This window comes from Priestia sp. P5_B4, from assembly GCF_056400385.1.
The window spans coordinates 1-2,734 of sequence record NZ_JBFULJ010000508.1 but is presented as its reverse complement, the minus strand read 5'-3'; the positions used below and the strand labels follow the sequence as shown (position 1 = coordinate 2,734).

The 2,734-nt window shown below is 33.8% G+C and carries 4 protein-coding genes; 1 reads left to right on the top strand and 3 read right to left on the bottom strand.

The genetic code is table 11. From position 1 onward, the window contains the following. Positions 1-278: 278 nt before the first annotated feature. The 3 genes from AC1DRF_RS22095 to AC1DRF_RS22085 all read right to left on the bottom strand — a co-directional run bounded on the left by AC1DRF_RS22095 (position 279) and on the right by AC1DRF_RS22085 (position 1,306). The gene (locus AC1DRF_RS22095; protein WP_013081869.1) at positions 279-749 is read right to left on the bottom strand and encodes a DUF2178 domain-containing protein; all 471 of its coding nucleotides are present in this window, start codon (positions 747-749) and stop codon (positions 279-281) included. Beyond that, positions 739-957 (bottom strand): helix-turn-helix transcriptional regulator, encoded by a 219-nt coding sequence (locus tag AC1DRF_RS22090; protein WP_013081870.1) that lies wholly within the window; start codon positions 955-957, stop codon positions 739-741. The genes AC1DRF_RS22095 and AC1DRF_RS22090 overlap by 11 nt, the downstream gene beginning before the upstream one ends. Positions 958-1,105: 148 nt before the next feature. Continuing rightward, positions 1,106-1,306 (bottom strand): YolD-like family protein, encoded by a 201-nt coding sequence (locus tag AC1DRF_RS22085; protein WP_370881275.1) that lies wholly within the window; start codon positions 1,304-1,306, stop codon positions 1,106-1,108. 382 nt (positions 1,307-1,688) lie between these two features. Here AC1DRF_RS22085 and AC1DRF_RS22080 point away from each other — a divergent pair. Continuing rightward, on the top strand, positions 1,689-2,734 hold a 1,046-nt coding region (locus AC1DRF_RS22080; protein ID WP_477741703.1), incomplete at its 3' end, for an LTA synthase family protein.

Below are 2,734 nucleotides of genomic sequence, written 5' to 3'. Positions count from 1 at the left end.
AGTGGTAAATGCAGCAACGCTCGATAAACCAACCATCCATTTTGTCCATTTATTAGCTGCCATTGATATGCTCCTTTTATCTTTCATATTTTGCAACTGAACACTGAAGAAAAACTGCAGTGGAAGGTAACATACATCGTTCAATTGTTATAGTTCAATATAGACAGAGAAAATGAAAAAATAGTGAAATAGATGTAGGTCGGATTATTTTTGTGGGGGAATTCAGTGAATTATTAGATTAAAAAAGGGTTGTTCTTTTTAGAACAACCCTTTTTTAATCACCGATAAATCTTACTAATTGATACGTAATAAACCGTTAACTGTACAAGAGAAAGAAGCAAAAGAACGGCAATGGGATAGAAGCTAAAAGAATTAGGTAACAGCGGATAAAAAGCTATTAATATAGCACCTATAGGAATAGAAAATAGGAGGAAAACAAAGGCTTTTTTGCAAGCTTCTGCTGTTATCATCTTTTCACGTTCATCTTCTTCTGCAAATTCAAAAGGAAATAATAAAGGCGAAACGTTCTTCGTCTTTTTACGCGCGCGGTAGTAAAAAAATGAGACAATTAAAAGAACAATTAAAGAAGCAAAAGAGCCTATAGACATAGTAATTTCCCACGGAGGTTCAGGGTCGGTCATAACTTCACTAAATTGAATATTTAGGCTTAAAAAATCATATAAAAACCAACCTACGCACAACAGGGACACTACATTCAACAAATAAGATTTAATAACATTACTCAACATTTTTCTCCTCCTTTTGAAGTGTAAAAACATCTTCCATTTTTAATTGAAAGACATCACAAATTGTTAAACCAAGTAGTAGGGAAGGAACGTAATTTCCCTTTTCAATAGCTGCAATGGTTTGGCGAGTGGCTCCAACTTTTTCAGCTAAATCTCCTTGCGTATATCCATGTTTAGCTCTAAGCTCTTTTACGTGATTAATAAGAGTCAATATGATCACCCGCTGTCTTTTTAATGAATTTGTTAAGTTGATTTAACATTATGTAAAGTTAATTTAACACCAATTGTATAATTTTTCAATAGTTTATGGATAAAAAATACAAAAAAGATCCTAGAAGAATTCTTCAGGATCTTTTTTGTTAATAAATTTCTTTAATGCCAGACAAACGAATGGAAAAAATGTTTTGTTTTTCATCTCGTAGGGAGAGGGTTTGGTCGGTTAGGTTTAAATTTTGGATTTTTCCTTTGAAGGTTTGAAGCAGGCCATTTTCGTAATAATTCACGGTTACATGTTTGTTTTTCTTTAACGCTTTTAAAATCATTAATTCATCTCCTTTCATGTGTGCATCTGTTATGAAAAGAAAGCTGTGGCTTAAGCATAAGAATGTGGAGAATGCTGAATGCTCAAGGCAGAATTATTATTATACAGCAAGATGAGAATAGTTTGTATATAAATTGTGAAAAAATGCACAAGTTTGCAGTACGGGTGTTGCAACAGAGTACAGTATATGAGGGAAGAAGGGGTTTTATGATAAAAAAGGTGATTTTAGTTTATTTATTTGTGGGTATTAGGTAAACTAGTAGATGAATTTAAAGAATCTATCTATGGTTGTGAAGGCTAGGATTTCATTTAATTTTCATTTTCTATGAGTATAATGATAAAGGTTTTCTATATGTTCTTTGTGAATCTACTCATAAACTAATCGAGAAAGGAAAATCAAAATGAAGCGAATCGTTTCTAAGCCGCTGCACTATTTCATATTAGCCGCTGTTTTAATGTGGATAAAGTCGTACGTGGCTTATAAAACTGAATTTAACTTAGGCGTAAGCGGCGTAATGCAGCAAATGCTGCTGTTCATAAACCCTGTGAGTTCAGTGCTGATTTTTTTAGGAATCGGCTTATTTTTTAAAGGAAAGAAAGCAGGAGCTTGGATCCTTGCAGGCAGTTTCATTATGACGCTGCTGTTATACAGCAACGTTCTCTATTATCGTTTTTTTAACGATTTTGTAACGCTTCCTACACTGTTGCAAACAAGTAATGCAGGAAGTATGGGCGGAAGCATTATGGATTTATTAAAAGCACATGATGTTTTTTATTTTGTTGATTTTATTATTTATTTTTTCTTCTTTTTTAGTAAAAAAATTGACTGGCATAATGAAAAAGTATCGGTTAAGAATGCTGTAACCATTCTTTCTTTAGGATTTATGGTTTTTTCTGTAAATTTAACATTAGCAGAAATTGATCGCCCGCAGCTTCTATCTCGAACTTTTGACCGCAATTATCTAGTGAAGTATTTAGGCGCCTATAATTATACGATGTATGACGGTGTTCAGACTGCTCAAAACTCTAAACAGCGAGCTTTTGCAAGCAGCAATGATTTAACAAACGTCGTTAATTTTAAAAACAGTCATTATGCGGAGCCTAATTCCGTTTATTTTGGAAAAGCTAAAGGGAAAAATATTATTAAAATTCATTTGGAATCATTTCAGTCTTTTTTAATTGATTACAAATTAAATGGCCAGGAAGTGACACCTTTCTTAAATTCGTTGGCCCATGGAAATGACTTCACGTATTTTGATAACTTCTTTCATCAAACGGGACAAGGAAAAACATCAGATGCTGAGCTGATGATGGACAACTCTCTATACGGCCTTCCTCAAGGTTCTGCCTTTGTACTGAAAGGAAGCAATACGTATCAGGCAGCACCAGCTATTTTGGATCAAAAAGCTGGCTATACGAGCGCTGTGCTGCACGGAGACTATAAGAC

What these genes read in the sequence shown, in the direction of transcription:
- AC1DRF_RS22095 (WP_013081869.1), bottom strand. Translation starts at nt 749, where the DNA reads ATGTTGAGTAATGTTATTAAATCTTATTTGTTGAATGTAGTGTCCCTG.
- AC1DRF_RS22085 (WP_370881275.1), bottom strand. Translation starts at nt 1,306, where the DNA reads ATGAAAGGAGATGAATTAATGATTTTAAAAGCGTTAAAGAAAAACAAA.